The sequence below is a fragment of the Pseudonocardia sp. DR1-2 genome (assembly GCF_023717215.1).
Lineage (GTDB): Bacteria > Actinomycetota > Actinomycetes > Mycobacteriales > Pseudonocardiaceae > Pseudonocardia > Pseudonocardia alni.
Genome location: NZ_JAMQOF010000007.1, coordinates 185,068 through 204,142, shown reverse-complemented (window position 1 = coordinate 204,142; position 19,075 = coordinate 185,068). Strand labels below are relative to the sequence as shown.

The window sequence follows — 19,075 nt, the reverse complement described above, 5'->3', positions numbered from 1 at the left end:
ACCGGTCAAGATCAGGACGGACGCTACGCCGTGCGGGCTCAGCTGGGGAGGCCGAGCAGCGCGGGCAGGTCCGCGACCGAGTCGATGACGGCGTCGGCGCCCGCCGCACGCAGCCGCGGCTCGCCGTGCGCCCCGCCCCGTACCCCGACGGCGAGCCCCGCCCCCGCCCGGACGGCGGCGTCGATGTCGGCGGTGGCGTCACCGGCCACCGCGACCTGGGTGGGCCCGGTCCCGGCCCGCCGGGCCGCGGCGTGGAGCAGGTCGGGCTCGGGCAGGCCGCGGCCGTCGACGTCGGCGGGCGACAGGACCATGTCCGCCCGCTCGGCGAACCCCAGCGCCGACACCAGCCGGTCCCGCAGCTCGGGGTCGAAGCCGCAGGTCAGGGCCACGCTCAGGCCGGCGTCGCGGAGCGCGTCGAGGGTCTGCGCGGCGCCGGGGACCGGACGGACGCGGCCCGCGTCCAGCGCGGCGTGCAGGTGGTCGGCGAACGCGGAGTGCGCGCGGCGGGCCCGGTACATGTCGCCGTCGAGGAGCTCGCCGAGCACCGTCATGACCGGGCGGTCCATCGTCGCGCGGGCCTGCCTGTCCAGCGCCGGGTAGCAGGGGCCGTCGACGCGGACCCCGGCGGCGCGCAGACCGGCGCGCAGACCGGCGAGTACGAGCCCGTCGTCGGCCATCGTCGTACCCGCCAGGTCGAGCACCGCCAGTTGCACGGGTGAACTCCACCGCCGCCGGATGACGATCACCCGACCCCTGGTCGACATCCGGGTGAACCGGCCGCGTCACTCCGGGGCGGGCGTCACCACAGCTCGCCGTCGCGCCAGTCGCAGACCAGCGCGCGGGCCGGGTCGAGCGGCGCGTCGACGGGCAGGACGTGCACGGCGCCGCGCTCGTCGGGGGTGTCGACGACACCGTCCGGGGTGAGCGCGGCGAGCGGGCCGGACCACGGTTGCCAGCCGTGCCTGCGGTAGAGCCGCGCGGCGCGGGCGGCCGCGCCGAGCGCCCCGAGCCGGTACCCGCCGCGCACGATCCGGTCCACCTCGGCCATGAGCAGCCCGCCGAGCCCGCCGCCCTGGCTCCCGGGCCGCACGGCCACGGCCTCGACGTAGCCGGTGCGCAGCGCGACGCCGTCGTGCAGCAGGCGGCGGCCCACGACGGCCGCGTGCCCGACCGGGTCGTGCAGCGGACCGGCGAGCACGTGCACCCCGCCGAGCGCGTGGTCGAACGAGGCGTCGTCGAACCCGCCGGACCCGTCGGCGTCGGCGGGGAACGCGGCGTCGAGCAGGGCACGCAGGGCCCGGAGCCCGTCGCGTCCGAGGTCGGCGGTGGGCAGGACGGTCAGGCGCACCCGGGCGATCCTTCCGCAGCGCCCGGCCGCGTGCGTCAGAAGGTCGGGAGCATCCATCCGAGCACCGGGGTCGACTGCAGGAACACCAGCACGCACAGCACCGCGAGCAGCCCGACGCTCCACAGGATCGTCCGCCGGAACAGCTCGGACTCCCGGCCCGCGATGCCCACGGCCGTCGCCGCGATGGTGAGGTTCTGCGGACTGATCATCTTCCCGACGACGCCGCCGGAGGTGTTCGCCGCGACCATCAGGTGCGGGTCCAGGCCCGCCTGCTCGGCCGCGGTCTGCTGCAGCGTCGCGAACAGGGCGTTGGCCGAGGTGTCCGAGCCGGTGACCGCGGTGCCGAGCCAGCCGAGGATCGGCGAGAGGAACGCGAACGCCGCGCCGGTCCCGGCGATCCAGGTGCCGATGGAGATCGTCTGCCCGGACAGGTTCATCACGTAGGCCAGCGCGAGGACGGTGGCCACGGTGAGGAAGGCGAACCGCAGCTTGTACGCGGTGGCGGCGAACTCCCGGACCGCCGTCGCGGGCGTGAGCCGGTACATCACCGCGACACCGATGCCGCAGATCAGCAGCAGCGAGCCGGGCGAGGACAGCCACTGGAAGCTGTAGGTCGTGGTCGACACCGGGTCGCCGGACGCGCCGAGGACCTGTCCGTCGAGCCCCGGCCAGCCGATCTTGATGTCGGTGCCGGTCAGGAAGGTCGACACCGGGCCGACCAGCTTCGCCACCGAGAACACCACGATGATCAGCAGGTACGGCGCGAAGGCCATGACCAGCCTGCCGACCGACAGCGCCTGCGAGCGCTCGGCGAGGGTGCGCTGCTCGGTCGCGACGGACCCGCCGCCGTCGCCGCCCGGGTCCTCGACGGGTGCGTCGGCGGTGCGCTCGATGCGCAGCGTCTCCATCGCCTCGGCGCCGCCGCGCGGCTGCCAGAAGCGCAGCAGGACCACGCCGGCCGCCAGCCCGGCCAGCGAGGCGACGATGTCGGTGAGCTCGACCGAGAGGTAGGTGGCGGCCAGCCACTGGGCGACGGCGAACGCGAGACCGATGACGAGCGCGACCGGCCAGACCTGGCGCACCCCGCGCTTCCCGTCGACGAGCAGCACCAGCAGCGTCGGGACGATGAACGCGAGCACCGGGGTCTGGTGTCCGACGACGGCGCCGATCTCGTTGTACGGGATCCCGGTGAGGGTGCCCGCGGTGATGATCGGCGTGCCGACCGCGCCGAACGCGACGGGGGCGGTGTTGGCCAGCAGTACGACGACCGCCGCCCGGACCGGGGAGAACCCGAGCGCCATCAGCATGACGCCGGTGATCGCCACCGGGGCACCGAACCCGGCCAGCGCCTCGAGCAGACCGCCGAAGCAGAACGCGATGATGATCGCCTGCACCCGGGGGTCGTCGGAGATCAGCCCGAAGGCGGCGCGCAGGTCCTCGAACCGGCCGGCGGCGACGGTGAGCTGGTAGAGCCAGATCGCGGTGAAGACGATCCACATGATCGGGAACAGGCCGAAGACCGCCCCCTCGGTGGCCGAGAGCAGCGCCAGGTGCACCGGCATCCCGAAGGCCGCCACCGCGACCACGACCGCGACGACGAGTGCGGCCAGCCCGGCCCAGTGCGCCTTCCAGCGCAGGGCACCGAGCGTCACGAAGATCGCCACCAGCGGGAGCAGAGCGACGAGTGCGGACAGCCAGAGACTGCCGAGCGGTTCGGGATCTTGCTGGAACACGGATCTCCCCCGGGGTGCCGTCGCCGATGACGGTCGCAGCCTGTCACGGTTCGCCCGGTTTCACCGGATCGGCGGTCATCCGGGGCGTACCGGACAGGTGGCATGAAACGAGAGCACACTGTCGTTTGAGCGGTTACCGTGGAGTGCGACGCGCCCGCCGACCCTCCGGAGGCCAACACCATGACCGACACCGCCACGGACTTCACGCTCCCGCTGCACATGCGCCGCGACCGGTTCCTGCCCGACGCCGAGCTGGAGCGCATCCGCGACTCCGGCGACGTCCCACGGGTGCGGACCGCGTTCGGCGCCGAGGCCTACCTCGTCACCCGCTACGACGACGTGCGGCACGTGCTCGGCGACGCCGCGACCTACTCCAACGCCGGGAGCGCCGAGCTGACCCGCCCGGACGCACCGCCGCTGTCGGAGCGCGAGCAGGAGCAGATGCGGGCCGGCCAGCTGCTGCTGCAGGACCCGCCGGAGCACACCCGGCTGCGCCGCTTCCTCACCCGCGAGTTCACCCAGCGCCGGATGGCCCGCCTGGAGCCGCGGATCACCGAGATCGTCGACGAGCACCTCGACGCGCTGGAGGCCGCCGGGCCGGGTGCCGACCTGGTCTCCCTGTTCGCCCTGCCGGTGCCGTCGATGGTCATCTGCGAGCTGCTCGGGGTGCCCTACACCGACCGCGACGAGTTCACCGCCCGGTCGACGCGCCTGCTCGACGTGTCCCTGCCCGCCGAGGAGCGACTGGCCGTGGGCCGGGAGAACCGCGCCTACATGGCCCGGCTCGTCGACGCGGCTCTGGCCGACCCGGGTGAGGACATCCTCGGCATGCTGATCCGCGAGCACGGCGAGGAGATCAGCCACGACGAGCTGGTCGGGATCGCGTCGCTGCTGCTGATCGCCGGGCACGAGACGACGTCGAACATGCTGTCGCTGGGCACCCTGGCGCTGCTGGAGGACCCGGAGCAGGCCGCGCTGCTGCGCAGCGACCCCGGGCTGGCCCGGCCCGCCGTGGAGGAGCTGCTCCGGTGGCTGTCGATCGTGCACACCGGGGTGGTCCGGGTGACGACGACCGACACCGTCCTGCGCGACACCCCGATCCCGGCGCGGTCGCTGGTGATGTGCTCGCTGCCCACCGCCAACCGCGACACCGGGTCCGGGTTCGACGACCCCGCCCGGCTCGACCTCACCCGCGGCGCGGCCGGACACGTCGCGTTCGGGCACGGCGTGCACCACTGCCTGGGCGCACCGCTGGCCCGGATGGAGATGGCGACGGCGTTCCCCGCCCTGCTCCGCCGCTTCCCCACCCTCGCCCCGGCCGGGCCGGTCCCGCCCGAGGCCTTCCGGGCCTACCACTTCGTCTACGGCATGCACACGCTGCCGGTGACCTGGTGAGGCCGGGCGATACCGTGCAGTGATGACCGCTTCGTCGCTCGACGGCTCCCCGGCGGGCCGTCCGCTGCGCGCCGACGCCGCCCGTAACCACCGCCGGATCGTCGACACGGCGGCCGCGGCGTTCGAGTCCGACGGAGCGGACGTCCCGCTGGAGGAGATCGCGCGCCGGGCCGGGGTCGGCGTCGCGACGCTGTACCGCCGGTTCCGGACCCGCGACGTGCTGGTGCGGGCGGTGCTGGACCAGGTGTTCGTCGCGGAGATCGAGCCGACCGCGGCCGCCGGGGACGGCGACCCCTGGGCCGACCTGGCCGGGTCGCTGGGCCGGGCGGTGGAGGCGATCGCCGGACGGCGGACGATCCTGCAGCTGGCCCGCGAGGCCGGCGCGTTCGACGTCGAGTCCGCCGAGCGCTACGGCCGGACGCTGACCCGGCTGCTGGACCGGGCGCGCGAGGCGGGCGCGGTGCGCCCGGAGCTCACCCCGCGGGACCTGTCGGCGGTCCTGGTCATGGCGCTGGCCGTCGCCGAGGGGTCGGACGCGGCGGAGACGGCGTCGGGCGAGGACCGCGCCCGCTACCTGGCGCTGCTGCTCGACGGGCTGCGACCGGGCAACCCGCCGCTCCCCCCGGGCTCGGAGGAGCCCTAGCAACGATCGGGGCACGGTCGCTGTCGCGGGCGGCGCGGACCCGCTACGGTTCCGGTCGTCCGCTCGGCAACGGCGCCGGGCGGATCCGCACTCCCGCCCCCGGAACCCGGGTGGTCCCCGGGCCCGCCGGTCCGACCGGCCGCGGTGCGGGCGCCGTCCTCGGCCGCCGAACCGGCCGGGGTGCAGATTCCGCTCTCAGCCGCCGAACCGGTCGGAGTGCAGCCGTCGGGCGAGCGTCGCGACCGCGTCGGCGTTGCGGATGCCGGGGCTGATCTCGGCGAAGGTCGTGGTGAACACCCTCCCGTCGCGGACCGCGGGGACCGTGGCGAGCGCCGGGTCGTTCCGCAGCCGCTCGGCCAGCGGCTCCGCGCCCTCCGGGCCGACGTCGCGCCCGCAGCAGGCCGGGATCACGATCACGTCCGGGCTCGCCGCGACGACGCCCTCCAGGGACACGGTGCGCTGCCGGCCGGCGAGGGTGTCGAACGCCTGCCGCCCGCCCGCGGCCTCGATGATCGTCGTCGCGACGTCGCCGGTGCCGAAGACCCGCAGCTCACCGGTACTGCCCGGGGAGTTCAGCATCGCCACCCGCGGACGGTCGGTGACACCGTCGAGCCGGGCGGCGACGTCGGCGAGGGTGCCGCGCATGCCGGCGACGACCTGCGCGGCCCGGTCCTCGGCGCCCAGCAGGCGCCCGAGGTCGGTGAGATCGCGTTCGACGCCGGCGAAGGACACGTCGTTGTCGCCGATGCTCTGCTGGTCGCCGCCGTCGGCGGTCGGGCAGTAGGCGCTGAACAGGAAGGTCTCCGTGCCGGTGGCACCGAGCTCGGCGCGGGTGCCGAGCCCCTCCCGGGTGAACGCGCCGGTGAAGCCGGAGACGACGAGGTCCGGGGCGACCCGCAGCACCTCCTCGCGCGACGGGTACTCCTCGGGCCAGTAGCTCTGCGGCCGGAAGTCCGGGTCGAGCTGTGCCGGGAGCGGGTTGTCCAGGTAGGCCGCGCCGACCAGCCGGTCCCCCGCCCCGAGCGCGAGGACGGCCTCGATGCCGTTCTGGAACATCGCGACGACCCGCTCCGGGCGCTGCACGGGCACATCGACGCCGCAGTTGACGACCGCGTCGGCGGCGGGGCCCGTGGCGTGGTCGCCGTGCCCGGCGGGTGCCGCGACCGGGTCACCCGCGCCGCACCCCGCGAGGAGCACCAGTCCGGCGAGCAACGGCGCCCAGCGGCGCGGGTTCCCGATCACCGCGACAGCATAGCCACGACATCTGAGCGACTCTTCAGATGTCCGGCTCTCGTCACGGCTCGGGCCCCGCGCCGCCCGGCGTCAGAGCGCGTGCTGCAGGCGCTCCGCGAGCAGCCCCACGAACCGGGACGGGTCGGCGAGCTCGCCGCCCTCGGCCAGCAGGGCCATGCCGTGCAGCAGCTCGACGGTGCCGCTCTCGTCCTTCCCCGCGGCGCGGGCGTCGCGCAGCCCGGTGACCAGCGGGTGCGACGGGTTGAGCTCGAGGATCCGCTTCACCTTCGGCGGCTCCTGCCCCATCGCCCGGTACATCTTCTCCAGGGTCGGGGTCATGTCGAACTCGTCGCCGACGAGGACGGCCGGGGAGGTGGTGAGCCGGGTGGAGAGCCGGACCTCCTTGACGTCGGAGGTCAGGACCTCGGCCATCCAGGCGCAGAGGTCGGCGAACTCGGTCTGCTTCGCCGCCGCCTCCTCCTTCTCCTCGTCGGTCTGCAGGTCCACCTGGCCCTTGGCGATGGAGCGCAGCGGGGTGCCGTCGAAGCCGTCGACGGCGTCGACCCACACCTCGTCGACCGGGTCGGTGAGCAGCAGGACCTCGTAGCCCTTGTCCCGGAACGCCTCCATGTGCGGGGAGGCCTCGATCGCGGTCCGCGAGTCCCCGGTCATGTAGTAGATCGCGTCCTGGCCCTCGCGCATCCGCTCCGTGTAGGCGGCGAGCGAGGTCGGCTTCTCGGCGTCGTGGGTGGTCGCGAACGCCGAGACCCCGAGGATGGTGTCGCGGTTGTCGGCGTCGGACAGCAGGCCCTCCTTGAGCGCCCGGCCGCACTGCTCCCAGAAGGTCGCGTACTTCTCCGGCTCGTTGTCGCGCAGCGAGCCGAGCACCGACAGCACCTTCTTCACCAGGCGCCTGCGGATCGCCGAGATCTGACGGTCCTGCTGGAGGATCTCCCGCGACACGTTCAGCGAGAGGTCCGCGGCGTCGACGACGCCCTTGACGAACCGCAGGTACTCGGGGACGAGCGCCTCGCAGTCGTCCATGATGAACACGCGCCGGACGTAGAGCTGGACGCCGCGGCGGGCGTCGCGCATGTAGAGGTCCATCGGCGCGACCTTCGGCAGGAACAGCAGCGCCTGGTACTCGAAGGTGCCCTCGGCGGCGAGCCGGATCGTCTCCAGCGGCTCCTGCCAGTCGTGGCTGACGTGCCGGTAGAACTCGGCGTACTCCTCCTCGGTCACGTCCTTCTGCGGGCGGGCCCACAGCGCCTTCATCGAGTTCAGCGTCTCCGGGCCCTGCTCGGCCTCGGCGCCCTCGGAGCCCTCCTCGGCCCGGACCGGCAGGCGGACCGGCCAGGTGATGAAGTCGGAGTAGGTCTTCACGATGCGCCGCAGCACCGAGGGGTCGGCGTAGTCGTGCAGCTGGTCCTCGGCGTCGGACGCCTTGAGGTGCAGGGTGACCGCGGTGCCCTGCGGGGCGTCGGCGACGGGCTCGATCGTGTAGGTGCCCTCACCGTCGGAGGTCCACCGCACGCCCTCGCCCGCGCCGGCCTTGCGGGTCACGAGCTCGACGCGGTCGGCGACCATGAACGAGGAGTAGAAGCCGACGCCGAACTGGCCGATCAGCTCCTGGCGGGCGTCGTCGCCGGCCTCCCGGAGCTTCGCGAGGAGCTCCGCGGTGCCCGACCGCGCGATGGTGCCGATCAGGTCGACGACCTCGTCGCGGGTCATCCCGATGCCGTTGTCGCGGACGGTGAGGGTGCGCGCCCCGGCGTCCGGCACGAGCTCGACGTGCAGGTCCTCGGTGTCGGCGCCCAGGTCCTTGTCCTGGTAGGCGGCGAGGCGGAGCTTGTCCAGCGCGTCGGAGGCGTTGGAGATCAGCTCGCGCAGGAAGACGTCCTTGTTCGAGTAGATCGAGTGGATCATCAACCGCAGCAGCTGCCGGGCCTCGGCCTGGAACTCGATCGTCTCCCCGCCGGTCGTGTCGGAGTCGATCGTCTCGCTGGTCGACGGATCCGTGCTCACGTCAGTCGTCCTCTCTGGGGTCGTCACGCTGGTGCGGTCGCGATTGTGCCGAACGGCGAGCGGCCGCGCGCCCGGTGCCCGACCCTGCGCCGTCGTCGCCGGTGCGGCGACCGGTACCGTCGCCGCAGGAAACCCCCCGAACCGGACGGATCACCCTCGTGCGCACGACCCGCAGCCCGGCCCGCCGCCTCGTCGCGGTGCTGCTGCTGTCGCTGGTCGCGGCGCTCGCCCCGATCGCCGGGTCGCTGACCGCCGAGGCCGTCCCGGCCACGGCCGCGGCCTCGGTCGGGCAGGACGTCGCGCCCGCCGAGGCACCCCGGCCCGCGCTGCTGGGGCGCTCCGCGCACGACGGTCCGCTCACCCCGGACGCGACCGGCCACCCCGGGCCCGCCCTGGACGTGCTGGTCCTCGACGCCGCCGGGCTCGGGCACGACGCGCCCGCCCCCGTCGACGACCGGACGACGGCCGCCGCCCCGGAGCCCGGGTCCGCCGCGGACGTCGGCTCGCGGGGACCGCCGCGGGCCTGACCGGACGACCCCGCCGGTCGCCACCGCCCGCCACTCCCCCGCACCACCCCGCCGTGCCCCGGTCCCGACCGGGGTGCCCGCCGCCGAGGATCCCTGTGAAGCCACGCCCCGTGCTCTGGCGGGCGCTCATCGCGCTCGCCGTGCTCGCCCTGTCCTCCGTCGTCGCGCTCACCACCGCCCCCACGCTGGGGCTGGACCTGCGCGGCGGCACCCAGATCGTCCTGGAGACCCGCGACACCCCCGAGGTCGCCGCCGACGGCGAGGCCACCGACCGCGTGCTGGAGGTGCTGCGCGGGCGCATCGACGGGCTCGGTGTCGCCGAGCCCAGCCTGGCCCGGTCCGGGGAGAACCGGATCATCGTCGAGCTCCCCGGGCTGACCGACCCCGCCGAGGCCGCGGAGACCCTCGGCCGCACCGCGCAGCTCACGATGCACCCGGTGCTCGGGATCGGCGACCCCGCCGCCGGGGACGCCCCCGGCACCGACGAGCAGGGCCAGCCGCTCCAGCTCGGCCCACCGGCGCTGACCGGCGACATGGTGGGCTCGGCGATGTCCTCGCCCAACCCGCAGGGCGTCGGGCACATCGTGAACATCAGCTTCGACGGCGACGGCCCCGCCCGCTGGCAGGCCCTCACCGGCCAGGCCGCCTGCGCGCCGCCCGGCGACCCGCAGCGCCGGGTCGCGATCGTGCTCGACCAGCAGGTCATCTCCTCCCCGCAGGTCGTCGAGAACATCCCGTGCAACGTCGGCATGCTCGGCGGGCAGACCCAGATCACCGGCAACTTCTCCCCCGAGCAGGCCTCCGAGCTGGCCGTGCTGATCGAGGGCGGCGCCCTCCCGCTGCCCGTGGAGATCATCGAGCAGCGGACCGTCGGCCCGACCCTGGGCGCCGACGCGATCTCCGCGAGCGCCTGGGCCGCGATCATCGGCTCGGCGCTGGCCGGCGCGTTCCTCATCGTGGTGTACCGGCTCGTCGGGCTCGTGGCCGTCGTCGCGCTCGGCGGGTACGCACTCGTCGCCTACGCGGTGCAGACCGGGCTCGGTGCCACGCTGACGCTGCCCGGCCTGGCCGCGTTCGTCCTCGCGGTCGGCATGGCCGTCGACGCGAACGTGCTGATCGCCGAACGCTCCCGCGAGGAGTACGCGGCGAAGCCACGCCTGGAACGCGCCTCGGAGATGGGCTACGCGAACTCGCTGTCCGCGGTCGGCGACGTCGCGGTGACCTCGCTGCTCGCCGCCGTGCTGCTGTTCGGGCTCGCCTCGGGCCCGGTCCGCGGGTTCGGCGTCACGCTGGTCATCGGTGTGGTCGTGTCGCTGTTCTCCGCCCTGGTGCTCTCGCGGCTGCTCACCCTCGCCGTGCTCAAGATCCCCGCGGTGAAGCGCAGGCCGAGGATCACCGGTATCACCGAGATCGGCCCGGTCCGGCGCCGCCTCGAGGCGAGCGACCCCGGTTTCCTGCGGCGGCCGGCGCGCTACCTCGCCGTCGCCGGTGTCGTCGTGGTCGTGATGGTGTCCGGGCTGTTCGTGCGCGGCCTGGAGCTCGGTGTCGAGTTCACCGGCGGCCGACTGGTCGAGTTCACGACGTCGAACCCGGTGAGCGTGGAGCAGGTCCGCGACGCCGTCGGCACCACCGGGATCGGCGGGCTCACCGTCACCGAGACCGGCGACGGCGCGGTCGCGCTGCGCTCCGGCGAGCTCACCGACGCCCAGGTCGGGCAGCTGCGCGAGGTCGTCGGCGCGGCGGGCGGCGGCGCGGAGGTGCTGCGCGACGAGCTCATCGGCCCCAGCCTCGGTGCCGAGCTGGCCCGCGGCGGCATCATCGCGCTGGGTGTCGCGCTCGCCGCGCAGTTCCTCTACCTCGCGTTCCGGTTCCGCTGGACGCTCGGCGCCGGCGCGGTCGCGGCGCTGCTGACCAACGTGCTCGTGGTGGTCGGGGTGTTCGCCTGGACCGGGCGCACCGCCGACGGCGTGTTCCTCGCGGCGCTGCTCACCGTCATCGGCTACTCGGTCAACGACACCGTGGTCGTGTTCGACCGCGTGCGCGAGCACTGGGCACGCAACGCGAAGGTGCCGTTCCACAGGGTCGTGGGGTCGGCGGTGCTCTCGACGCTGCCGCGGACGGTGAACACCGGCATCTCGACGCTGACGATCCTGGTCATGCTGCTGTTCCTCGGCGGGGCGACCCTCGGGGACTTCGCACTGGCGCTGATCGTGGGCATCGTGGTCGGGACGGTGTCGACGATCGTCGTCGCCGGGCCGGTGTCGATCCTGCTGCAGCAGCGCTGGACCGGGCCCGCGCCGCGGACCTCCGGAGCGAAGCAGCCGGTCGGCAAGGCGGGACGGCGGCACCCGTCGAAGGCCGACCGGGCACGGCGCCGCGCCGGCGACGGCGCGGTCGTCTGAGTGCCGCTCCCTCACCTGCGGTCGCCGAGGTCGAGGCGTTCGCCGCAGCGGTCGATCCCGGCGCGGATCATCGCGCCGTAGCCGTCGTCGGGCAGCGCCCCCACCCGGTCGCGGGCCCGGGTCAGGTGGTGGCGCGCCCGGTCGTCGTCGCCGAGGCGGCGGTGCACGTCGGCCAGGTTCAGGTGCAGCGACGGCAGGAACCCGCCGACCGTCAGCCCGGCGTGGTGGCGCTGCGCCCGCTCGTCGGTCAGCTCCTCGGCGGCGGCCAGGGCGCGCTCGTCCCACAGCAGCTCGGCGTGCGGGTCGTCCTGCACGTCGGCGGCGTAGTGGGCCAGCGTGCACCGGTGGAACGGGTCGCCGTCGGCGGTCACCTGCGCCCACAGGGCGTCGAACCGGGCGCGGGACCCGGCCCGGTCACCGGCACGGCCCGCCTCGACGGCGGCGCCGACGGCGTCCATGACGGGATCCGCGGTGACGGGCTGGTCCACGGGGGCCTCCGGTGCTCGGGGGTGGGTCGGGACGCATGCTGCACCGGACCCCCGACAGTTCCGCTCAACCGCGGGGCAGCTCCCGCCAGCGCGCCTCGACCGCGCGCCACTCGCGGTCCAGCCGTCCCGCCGCCCGCACGCGGCCGGCGACGCCGGCGGCCGTGTACACCGCGACCAGGCCGGCCCCGCCGACGCCCAGCACCGTCGCCGACCGCAGGATCCCGGCCGTCCGGACCTCGGTCGGGTGCTCCGGGGCGGCCGGGACCCCGTCGGGGCCGATCCACAGCCCGACCGTCCGGCCGGGCGCGACCCGCCCGCCGACGGTCACCGTGGCGGTCCGCACGACGCCGCGGCCGTCGGTCCAGCCGACGTCGACGGGCCCCGGTCCCGCGGTCGTCCCGAGCACGGTCGCGCTCACCCGGGTGGTCCCGCCCGCCCGGGCGGCGGCGGTCTCGGCGGCGTCGCCGACCGCGATCGCCAGCAGCAGGAGCAGTCCGGCCGCGACGGGCACGACGACCCGCCGCAGCCCGGTCAGGGCCCGCTCGACACCGTCGGGCTCGCCGGAGGGGTTCATGGGTCGAGGGTCGGCCCGTCCGGCTCACCGGACAATGCGGAAGTTCCGCTCTCAGCCTTCGGCTGTGACAGAGACAGCGTGGATGTGGTCCGCGAGCGCCAGCACCGCGGGCCATCCCGGCGAGCTCGGCTCGAGGGCCGCGCCCCGGCACAGCGACAGCCCGCGCCGCGCCCACGGCTCCCCCAGCGCGACCACCTGCAGACGCCCGGCACGGGCCGGGACGGCGGCCGCGCGACGGGGCACGACGGCGATCCCGGCGCCCGCCTCGGCCAGCGCGACCACCGTGCCCAGGTCCGCGGCGCGGGTCCGGTACCGCGGCGCGAGCCCGGCGTCGGCCGCCTGCGCGTCGAGCGAGAGCTGCAGCGGCGACGACGCGGCCAGCCCCACCATCGGGTGCTCGGCCGCCTCGGCGAACGCGATCGTGTCCCGGCCGTCGAGCACACCGTGCCCGGCGCCGACGACGACCAGCGAGTCGTCGCACAGCGGCTCCGCCCGCAGTCCCTGGCCGGCTGCCACGTGGTCGAGCACGATCCCCAGGTCCGCCCCGCCGTCGGCGAGGGTGCGGGCGGTCTCGACACTGCGCCGCAGGGTGACGTCGACGTCGGAGTGCGGCCGGGCCAGCAGGAACGCCGTCACCGCCCGCGGCACGAGGTCGTGCATCGCCGAGCTCCCGGCGAGCAGCGACAGCGGCGCGCTCGCCGGCCGGGAGTAGGAGGCGATCGCGCCGTCGAGTCGCGCCGCCCGGTCGAGGACCTCGCGGGCGTGCCGGGCCAGGGCCCGCCCGGCCGGGGTGGTGCGGACCCCGCGCCGCTCCCGGACCAGCAGCTCGACCCCCGCGTGGCGTTCCAGGGCGCGGACCCGTGCGCTCGCCGACGGCAGGCTCAGGTTGGCCCGCGCGGCACCGCCGGTGATGGACCCCTCGGCGACGACGTGCAGGAACAGCCGCAGGTCGGTGAAGTCGTACTGCACCGGCCGAGCCTATGGCAGCTCCGTACCCTGGGTCGACACGTCCGATGCGGACGGGCACTGTCCGCGTCCGGGGTCAGGATCGTCGCCGTGACCCCGACCCTGCAGATCGCGTTCGACGCCGCCGACCCGCACGCCCTCGCGCGGTTCTGGGCGGCCGCCCTCGGCTACGAGGTGGAGGACCACACCGCCGTCGTCGACGGTCTGCTGGCCGCCGGCCACCTCGGCGAGGCCGACGTGCTCGTCGACGGCGACCGGCGCGGCTTCCGCGACGTCGCCACCGCCCGCGGGCCGGGTCCGCGGCTGTTCGTGCAGCGGGTGCCGGAGCCGAAGTCGGCCAAGAACCGGGTGCACCTGGACCTGCAGGTCGGCCCGGAGGAGGCTCCCGCGGAGGTGGAGCGCCTGGTCGCGCTCGGCGCCCGGGTGCTGTGGACGACGGCCGACCGCGGCCCGGTCACCACCACCCTGTGCGACCCCGAGGGCAACGAGTTCTGCGTGACCTGAGGTCGCCGCGAGCGGCTCAGCCGGGCTCGAAGTCGTAGGTCCGCCCGCCGACCCGGAGCAGGTCGACGGCCGAGACCAGCCCGGCGTCGCCGCCGCCCTGGTTGAACCCGGCGGCGTAGGCGGTCATGTCGGGGTAGGCGGCCATGATGTCGGACAGCGTGCGCTGCTCGCCGCCGTCGCGGCACTGCCGGTAGGCGTCGACCCGGCCGATCTGCTGTGTCGTGCAGTAGGTGCCGGACCCGACGTCGTAGCGGGTCCAGGTGCCGGCCGGGGCCCGGTCGGGCAGGTAGGTGAGGACGTACAGGTCGCCGGCCTCCAGGGTGCCGCCGTTCACGTCGACGGCGATCGCGAACGACGGCATCGCCCCGCTCGACGACGCCGGGTCGCGGTACGCCCAGTAGCTCGCGTCGGTGAACCGGGACAACGGCCCGGCGACCTCGTCGGTGACGTACTGGCGCTTGTCCCCGTCGCCCGGGGTGCGCAGCTCGAGGGCGCCGCTGCCGCCGTCGGGCGGGGCACCGTGGCGGGCGGTGAACTCGCGGCTACCGGAACCCTCGTCGAGGGTCCCGGCGAACTGGTTCGACGCCGCCGGGGTGACGGTCACCCGCCCCGACGGGCCGAACGGACCGACCGCGACGGCGGGCTGCAGCGAGGCGAGCCCCACGAGCGCGACGACGGCCGCGGCCGTGGCGATCAGTCCGTTCCGTCGTCCTCGACGCATCCGCCCTCCCCGAGCCGGTCGTGGGGATCAACGACCGGGGACGCCCGGGGATACCGCCCGGTTCAGGCCAGCAGCGTGCCCGGCGCCGCCTCGTAGGGCTGGAAGAAGTCGTTGGCCGGCGCCCCGGCGAGGGTGAGCACCAGCGCGGGTACCGCGACGCCGTCGATCTGCTCGCGGAGGATGTCGGCGTGCCCCGCGTGCCGGGCGAACTCCTCGACCAGGTGCACCAGGTAGTAGCGGGCGTGGATCGGCCGCGCGTCGTAGATCCCGTGCCAGGGGGCGGGCGGGGCGGTCGAGTCGCCGGCCGGGTCGGTCTTCGCGACGGTGGCGAGCAGCTCGGCCCGGACCCGGTCGAACTCCTCGACGGTCGCGGCGACGGTCTCGTCGTCGCCGACGGTGAAGCTGCCGGTGAACAGGGCGACCGCGGCCGCGTCGAGCGGCTGCTCGGTGACGTCACCGGTCAGCCGGTCCAGCGCGCCGCGCATGCAGTAGGCGGCGTGCTTGACCAGGCCACCGACGGACAGCGCGCTGCGGCACGGGGTCGCGCGGGCCTGTTCCTCGGTGAGGCCGAGGAGCGCGGAGCGGATCGCCGTGAGCTGCACGTCGATGTAGTTCAGGAGGCCGGTGACCTCGTCGTGGCGGGCGGGTGCGTACATGGGGTCCTCCGGTGCTCGGGAGCGGTTCGAGGACGACTGTGCCGCCCGATGCGGTCAGGTCCGGTCCTCGACGGCGGAGGAGCGCGTGCGGATCCGCTACCGGGCCGCGCCGATCCACGACAGCCACGCCGGCATCGCGAGCCGGGCGAGGCGGTCGTAGCCGTCGGCACCGGGGTGGGCGCCGTCGCCGTCGCGGACCCCGGTCGTCCACACCTCGTCGGCCGACAGCGCGTCGAACACGTCGACGAAGGGCACCCCGGCGGCGTCGCACACCCCGTGGAACCGCGCGGTCAGGTCCCGCACCCGCCGGTTCACCGCCGCGTCGGCGATCGGCGGGGGTCCGACGACGAAGGCCGGCAGGCCCGCGGCCCCGGCCCCGGCGAGCAGCCGGGTCAGGTTCGCGACCGTGACGTCCGGCTCCACCCGGCACCGGCCGTCCTCCTCGACGCCGTCGTTCACACCGAAGGACAGGACCAGGCGCTCGTCGCACCCGGGGGCACGGCGTGCTCCCGTCTCGCGCTCCCAGCGGGCGAGGACGTCGCTGCTGGTGTCGCGGCGGATCCCCAGGTTGTAGGCGGTCGTCGGGACGCCCCGGCGCCCGACCGCCGCCACGAGGCGGCCGAACCACCCCCGGCAGTCGGGGTCGCCGACACCGGCGACGAAGGAGTCCCCCAGCGCGACGACGCGCAGGTCGCGGGTGCTGCTCACCGGCAGATCGTCACACGTGCCCGGGGCGACCACGCCGCCACGCCCCCCGTCCGCGCGGGCCCCCGGCCGGCGAGCCCGGTCCCGGAGCCGTCCGAGCGACACGGCACACCCGGGAATCCACTGGTCCGCAGGCCGTCGGCGTGATTCGCTCCCGATCACGAGCCGTTCGGTGAGGAGTCGCCGTGATCGAACCGTCCGCAGCCCTGGGTGTCGTCGTGATCGCCCTCGGCATGGTCCTCACCCCGGGGCCGAACATGGTGTACCTGACCTCCCGGGCGATCTCGCAGGGCCGGCGCGCCGGACTCGTGTCGCTCGCCGGTACCGCGGTCGGCTTCCTCTGCTACCTCCTCGCCGCGACGGCCGGGCTCTCGGCGCTGTTCGTCGCCGTCCCCGCCGCCTACACCGCGGTCAGGATCGCGGGGGCGCTCTACCTCGCCTGGCTCGCCTGGGGCATGCTGCGCCCCGGCGGACGGTCGCCGTTCGCGGCCCGCGACCTCGCGCCCGAGCGCGATCGGCGCCTGTTCGGCATGGGGCTGCTCACGAACCTGCTGGACCCGAAGATCGCGCTGATGTACGCCGCGCTGCTGCCCCAGTTCGTCGACCCCGCCGACGGCGCCACCGGGAGCCAGCTCCTGCAGCTCGGAGCGGTCCAGATCGCCGTCGCGGTGACCGTCAACGGGCTGATCGTCCTCACCGCCGCGTCCGTCTCCGGGTTCCTGGCCGCACGGCCGCGGGCGATGACGGTCCAGCGGTGGGTGGCCGGCACCGTGCTCGGCGGGTTCGCCGTCAGGACCGCACTGGGCCCCGGCCCGGCGACGAGCTGACCCGACCCACGCGGACCACGGGAGCCGGGCCGTCCCGGCGCCCCGGACGGCGTGGTCACGACCTCGCGCCGGTGCCGGCCCCCGTCGCGGACCGGGTGCCCGGTGGGGATCGGGCGACGGGCAGGGCTGGGTGCGGACGAGCCGGTCTGTAAGCCGGACTGAGCGCAGTACCCCAACCCGACCGGCACCGACACGCTCCTGGCCGCACCGACATGCGAAGACAACCACGGCAGCTGCTTGAGGTCTGACACCAGTTTCAGTCGTGCTGTGCCCCCGACGTGCCCCGATCTCGAAGATCAGGGTGATCTCGCGGCAGCCTTTTCCGGTGACCTGCGGCCCGACCGCCGACGGCGTGTCTGAGCGACGGCAACGCTGACGGTCGGTGGTGGTTGTCGGTGGACCGCCTAGCAACTCACACGGCCTGGACCCGCTCGCTTCCCGAACTTTCAGATCGTCGGTCTGATGTTAAACGCTGGTTGACGCCCGGATGGACCTGCGCGACCACCAACAGTGTCGGAGACACTCGCTACAGTTGCTGACGTGAAGGACGACTCTGGCGCGGAACTTTCCGGCCGCCGAAGAGCGATCGCAGATGAACTGCGCCGCCTCGAAGAGAGCGCCATGTACAGCGCCCAGATTCAGTTTGAGGCGGCTAAGCAGTGGCGGGGCATGAACCTCGTCCTGGGACTACCAGCCTCCGTCTTGGCAGCAGTAGCTGGTGCGACCGCTCTTGCCGATGCAACAAACCAACTTGTAGCAGGAATACTTGCGCTCATGTCAGCCGCATTTGGCGCGATTCTTACAACAGTCAACGCCGCTCATCGAATGAATCAAGCCTCTGCGGCCGCGAATGCGTATCTCGAAATCCAAACAGCGGCAAGGCAAGCACGCCTCATCGATCTTCCAGGTCAGGACATTGACGAGATTAGAGCGACGCTCGCGGAACTGACCGCCCGAAGGGATGAACAGAATAAGACTGTCGAACCACCAAATCGGCGCGCATATAAGCGCGGCAGCAAGAACATCGAAGACGGGGGTCAGTCGTACGAGGTTGACTCCCCTTCAGAATCCGACCGCAACGAGTAGGGGCCAATCACCACATGCCGCGCACCGTTCAGCAGGCTTTCGACATCTTTGCTCAGCGATTGACTCCACTGCAGTCTCAAAGAGATGCAGCGGTGAAGCATCGAGCGAACATCCGAGTCTCACTGGAGAACAAGCTATCGGTCGGCACCTTCCGCGAGACTGGTTCTTTTACGCACGGTACCGGAGTGCGAAACTACAGCGATGTTGACGCCCTGGTTAGCATCAATAATTCGAAACCGATCAACTCTGACACTGCATTGACATGGGTCAAGTCCGCACTTCAGTTCAGTTTTCCCTACACGACAGTCCGAGTTAGCCGCCCGGCAGTGGTCGTGGAGTTCGCAGGCGGAACTGAGACCTGGGAAATCATTCCGGGATTCCTAACTGCACGAGGCGGGGCGAACACGCTGGTCTGGGACATTCCGGGCGCCGCAGGTGGCTGGATGGACACCGCTCCATTGGAGCACCTTCGCTACGTGGATGAATGCAACTCCGCAGCGGCGGGCACCAGGGGTGGCGCCAAGCAATTAGCACGCTTTGCCAAGGCCTGGAAGTACAACTGCGATGTTCCCATCTCGTCCTTCTATTTGGAGATGCGCGCTGCCCAGTACATGGCAACTCAATCTAGCTACCTACCCATCTGGGATGTTTGCACATTATTGGAGAAGCTAAACGGGCATCAACTGGCAAGCATGAACGATCCGAAAGGCGCTGCCGCCCGATTCTCCGCATGCTCTTCAGATTTCAAGCGACAAATTGCCCTATCGCGGCTCAAGACCGCCGCTACGCGAGCGCGCAAAGCTCTCGATGCACACACAAGTGGAAAGCCAAACGAGGCATTCTACTATCTGAACCTGCTATTCGGCGGAAAGTTCCCCGCGCAGAATTAGACAGAACAGCTGCAGACGGCATCACTCGCCGCCCATCACCGCGCTCCTGGCCATAGCTTCGGCGGGCACGGGTGGTGTCAACCCGAAACCCTCGATCCCGCTACCGGACCACGACGCCACCAGCGGGCAGCACGTCAACGTGACCACCTGCGGGATCGAGGCGCGTAGCGGGGTTGACGCCGGCCGTGCCTGTGAAGACGATGTCCGGCCAGCGGGGATGACCTCTACTCGGCTTCAGTCCATGTCTCCAGCCGGCGCGTAGTCGGCGGCCCCGAGGTACGGGCCCGCCCGGGAGGCCGTCAGGCCGAGAGGGGCGGGGTCGTTTGCCGTCCGGCCGTTGTCCGGCCCCGCG

Annotated in this window: 19 protein-coding genes; 8 read left to right on the top strand and 11 right to left on the bottom strand. The window is 73.3% G+C overall.

All coding sequences use genetic code 11. The annotated features are described in order from the left end of the window. Window positions 1-38: 38 nt before the first annotated feature. The 3 genes from ND486_RS21625 to ND486_RS21615 all read right to left on the bottom strand — a co-directional run bounded on the left by ND486_RS21625 (window position 39) and on the right by ND486_RS21615 (window position 3,081). Entirely contained in the window at window positions 39-713 is a 675-nt protein-coding gene (locus ND486_RS21625; RefSeq protein ID WP_251786279.1) for an HAD family hydrolase, read from the bottom strand. 86 nt (window positions 714-799) lie between these two features. Next, a complete protein-coding gene (locus ND486_RS21620; RefSeq protein ID WP_251786277.1) occupies window positions 800-1,348 on the bottom strand; it encodes a GNAT family N-acetyltransferase in 549 nt (182 codons plus the stop codon). Window positions 1,349-1,383: 35 nt separating this feature from the next. Further along, the gene (locus tag ND486_RS21615) at window positions 1,384-3,081 is read right to left on the bottom strand and encodes an L-lactate permease (RefSeq protein ID WP_251786275.1); all 1,698 of its coding nucleotides are present in this window, start codon (window positions 3,079-3,081) and stop codon (window positions 1,384-1,386) included. A gap of 180 nt (window positions 3,082-3,261) precedes the next feature. On the opposite strand from ND486_RS21615, the gene ND486_RS21610 reads away from it, so the two are divergent. Together ND486_RS21610 and ND486_RS21605 are read left to right on the top strand one after the other, a co-directional pair. Beyond that, window positions 3,262-4,476, top strand: coding sequence for a cytochrome P450 (locus ND486_RS21610; protein WP_251786273.1), 1,215 nt, complete (start codon window positions 3,262-3,264; stop codon window positions 4,474-4,476). Window positions 4,477-4,498: 22 nt separating this feature from the next. Continuing rightward, the gene (locus tag ND486_RS21605) at window positions 4,499-5,119 is read left to right on the top strand and encodes a TetR/AcrR family transcriptional regulator (protein WP_062402483.1); all 621 of its coding nucleotides are present in this window, start codon (window positions 4,499-4,501) and stop codon (window positions 5,117-5,119) included. A gap of 195 nt (window positions 5,120-5,314) precedes the next feature. Here ND486_RS21605 and ND486_RS21600 read toward each other — a convergent pair whose 3' ends face one another. Together ND486_RS21600 and htpG are read right to left on the bottom strand one after the other, a co-directional pair. Next, the gene (locus tag ND486_RS21600; protein WP_251786265.1) at window positions 5,315-6,361 is read right to left on the bottom strand and encodes an ABC transporter substrate-binding protein; all 1,047 of its coding nucleotides are present in this window, start codon (window positions 6,359-6,361) and stop codon (window positions 5,315-5,317) included. An 81-nt stretch (window positions 6,362-6,442) separates the two neighbouring features. Next, window positions 6,443-8,377, bottom strand: a complete 1,935-nt coding sequence (gene htpG, locus ND486_RS21595) for a molecular chaperone HtpG (RefSeq protein ID WP_308215871.1) — start codon at window positions 8,375-8,377, stop codon at window positions 6,443-6,445. Window positions 8,378-8,535: 158 nt separating this feature from the next. Between htpG and ND486_RS21590 the strand changes: the two genes are divergently transcribed. Further along, complete coding sequence (locus ND486_RS21590; protein ID WP_251786263.1) at window positions 8,536-8,904, top strand: hypothetical protein; 369 nt, start codon at window positions 8,536-8,538, stop codon at window positions 8,902-8,904. Window positions 8,905-8,999: 95 nt separating this feature from the next. Continuing rightward, window positions 9,000-11,306: a protein translocase subunit SecD gene (gene secD, locus ND486_RS21585; RefSeq protein WP_251786261.1), complete on the top strand. Its 2,307-nt coding sequence runs from the start codon at window positions 9,000-9,002 to the stop codon at window positions 11,304-11,306. Window positions 11,307-11,317: 11 nt separating this feature from the next. On the opposite strand, the gene ND486_RS21580 is transcribed toward secD, so the two are convergent. The 3 genes from ND486_RS21580 to ND486_RS21570 form a co-directional block, all read right to left on the bottom strand. Continuing rightward, the gene (locus ND486_RS21580; protein ID WP_224402823.1) at window positions 11,318-11,794 is read right to left on the bottom strand and encodes a hypothetical protein; all 477 of its coding nucleotides are present in this window, start codon (window positions 11,792-11,794) and stop codon (window positions 11,318-11,320) included. 64 nt (window positions 11,795-11,858) lie between these two features. Continuing rightward, a complete protein-coding gene (locus ND486_RS21575) occupies window positions 11,859-12,368 on the bottom strand; it encodes a hypothetical protein (RefSeq protein WP_251786259.1) in 510 nt (169 codons plus the stop codon). 51 nt (window positions 12,369-12,419) lie between these two features. Next, window positions 12,420-13,337, bottom strand: a complete 918-nt coding sequence (locus ND486_RS21570; RefSeq protein ID WP_251786258.1) for a LysR family transcriptional regulator — start codon at window positions 13,335-13,337, stop codon at window positions 12,420-12,422. Between the two features lie 87 nt (window positions 13,338-13,424). Between ND486_RS21570 and ND486_RS21565 the strand changes: the two genes are divergently transcribed. Beyond that, complete coding sequence (locus tag ND486_RS21565; RefSeq protein WP_208820245.1) at window positions 13,425-13,838, top strand: VOC family protein; 414 nt, start codon at window positions 13,425-13,427, stop codon at window positions 13,836-13,838. A gap of 16 nt (window positions 13,839-13,854) precedes the next feature. Here ND486_RS21565 and ND486_RS21560 read toward each other — a convergent pair whose 3' ends face one another. The 3 genes from ND486_RS21560 to ND486_RS21550 form a co-directional block, all read right to left on the bottom strand. Continuing rightward, entirely contained in the window at window positions 13,855-14,559 is a 705-nt protein-coding gene (locus ND486_RS21560) for a hypothetical protein (RefSeq protein ID WP_251786251.1), read from the bottom strand. Window positions 14,560-14,621: 62 nt separating this feature from the next. Next, window positions 14,622-15,215, bottom strand: coding sequence for a DinB family protein (locus tag ND486_RS21555; RefSeq protein ID WP_224402827.1), 594 nt, complete (start codon window positions 15,213-15,215; stop codon window positions 14,622-14,624). 96 nt (window positions 15,216-15,311) lie between these two features. After that, the gene (locus ND486_RS21550) at window positions 15,312-15,923 is read right to left on the bottom strand and encodes a GDSL-type esterase/lipase family protein (protein ID WP_251786250.1); all 612 of its coding nucleotides are present in this window, start codon (window positions 15,921-15,923) and stop codon (window positions 15,312-15,314) included. 182 nt (window positions 15,924-16,105) lie between these two features. On the opposite strand from ND486_RS21550, the gene ND486_RS21545 reads away from it, so the two are divergent. The 3 genes from ND486_RS21545 (at window position 16,106) to ND486_RS21535 (ending at window position 18,723) form a co-directional block, all read left to right on the top strand. Continuing rightward, the gene (locus ND486_RS21545; protein WP_251786248.1) at window positions 16,106-16,747 is read left to right on the top strand and encodes a LysE family translocator; all 642 of its coding nucleotides are present in this window, start codon (window positions 16,106-16,108) and stop codon (window positions 16,745-16,747) included. Between the two features lie 540 nt (window positions 16,748-17,287). Then, the gene (locus ND486_RS21540) at window positions 17,288-17,833 is read left to right on the top strand and encodes an SLATT domain-containing protein (protein ID WP_251786240.1); all 546 of its coding nucleotides are present in this window, start codon (window positions 17,288-17,290) and stop codon (window positions 17,831-17,833) included. Window positions 17,834-17,847: 14 nt separating this feature from the next. Next, window positions 17,848-18,723, top strand: a complete 876-nt coding sequence (locus ND486_RS21535) for a nucleotidyltransferase (protein ID WP_251786238.1) — start codon at window positions 17,848-17,850, stop codon at window positions 18,721-18,723. Window positions 18,724-19,075: the final 352 nt, after the last annotated feature.

Coding starts and splice junctions, on each gene's coding strand:
- ND486_RS21560 (WP_251786251.1), bottom strand. CDS start 14,559: ATGCGTCGAGGACGACGGAACGGACTGATCGCCACGGCCGCGGCCGTC.
- ND486_RS21610 (WP_251786273.1), top strand. CDS start 3,262: ATGACCGACACCGCCACGGACTTCACGCTCCCGCTGCACATGCGCCGC.
- ND486_RS21605 (WP_062402483.1), top strand. CDS start 4,499: ATGACCGCTTCGTCGCTCGACGGCTCCCCGGCGGGCCGTCCGCTGCGC.
- ND486_RS21535 (WP_251786238.1), top strand. CDS start 17,848: ATGCCGCGCACCGTTCAGCAGGCTTTCGACATCTTTGCTCAGCGATTG.
- ND486_RS21575 (WP_251786259.1), bottom strand. CDS start 12,368: ATGAACCCCTCCGGCGAGCCCGACGGTGTCGAGCGGGCCCTGACCGGG.
- ND486_RS21555 (WP_224402827.1), bottom strand. CDS start 15,215: ATGTACGCACCCGCCCGCCACGACGAGGTCACCGGCCTCCTGAACTAC.